Origin of the sequence: Vibrio sp. Vb0304 (assembly GCF_033338995.1) — a bacterium.
In the GTDB taxonomy this organism is placed as follows: Bacteria; Pseudomonadota; Gammaproteobacteria; order Enterobacterales; family Vibrionaceae; genus Vibrio; species Vibrio alginolyticus.
In genome coordinates, this window is sequence record NZ_JAWOTT010000383.1 from 1 (window position 1) to 1,020 (window position 1,020).

The following is a 1,020-nucleotide window of genomic DNA, read 5'->3' on the forward strand; positions in this document are numbered from 1 at the left end:
TTTTCTCTTGAGCATTGTTGAAGATGTAGGGAGGAAAAGATGATCAGTGGAGACACAATCTTATTTGCGCTAATGGTAGTAACGGGGGTCAATATGATCCGTTATCTCACCGCTCTTCGTTCTCTTATTTACATCATGCGTGAAGCGCACCCATTGTTGTATCAACAAGTGGATGGCAATGGTTTCTTCACCACTCACGGTAACGTCACCAAACAGGTGCGTTTGTTCCACTACATTAAAAGCAAAGAGTATCACCATCACCATGATGAGATATTCACAGGTAAGTGTGAACGGGTGCGTGAGTTGTTTGTGCTATCAACCGCGTTGCTTGGTGTTACCCTACTGGCGGCCTTCATCTTGTAGGTCTTTCCAGCTAAGCCGTACTAGGCGATGCTTGGAATTTAAGCGCTTTTCCCTTTCGACATTTGTCGGTAGAATGGCGCTCTTAGAAAGCAAGGATGTGCAATAAGCACATCCTTTTTTATTGTTTTGGATTTTGGATAGAGCCTAAGAGCGACCGATGAGTAAGAAATTTGATGTTGTTGTAATTGGCGCGGGAGCCGCGGGTTTGATGTGTGCTGCAGAAGCAGGCAAGCGCGGACGCAGTGTGCTTGTGCTGGATCATGCCAAAAAGCCAGGACGTAAAATCCTTATCTCTGGTGGTGGCCGCTGCAACTTCACCAACTACGACGTATCAGCCAGCAACTACCTATGCCAAAACCCACACTTCGTGAAATCGGCGCTGTCGCAATACACCAACTGGGATTTCATCTCCATGGTCAGCAAACACGGCATCGAGTTTGAAGAGCGCGATCACGGCCAATTGTTTTGTGTCGATGCCTTTACCGCCAAAGACATCGTGAAGATGCTGCTGGCCGAGTGTGACATGCCAAACATTCAACAGCGTTACCAATGCGATGTGCACACCATTGAGAAAACCGAAGAAGGCTTTCGTCTGCACGCGGGTACTGAGCCCGTCGAGTGCGAATCTTTGGTGATTGCGACCGGTGGCCTTTCCAT

2 protein-coding genes are annotated in these 1,020 nt (G+C 48.0%); both read left to right on the forward strand.

Features of this window, described 5'->3' with window-relative positions; all coding sequences use genetic code 11:
- The first annotated feature begins 39 nt into the window (after nucleotides 1-39).
- Nucleotides 40-363 (forward strand): universal stress protein UspB, encoded by a 324-nt coding sequence (uspB, locus tag R7P35_RS26410; RefSeq protein WP_005394407.1) that lies wholly within the window; start codon nucleotides 40-42, stop codon nucleotides 361-363.
- A 157-nt stretch (nucleotides 364-520) separates the two neighbouring features.
- A partial coding sequence (locus tag R7P35_RS26415) for an FAD-dependent oxidoreductase (RefSeq protein ID WP_318093458.1) occupies nucleotides 521-1,020 on the forward strand: 500 nt, incomplete at its 3' end.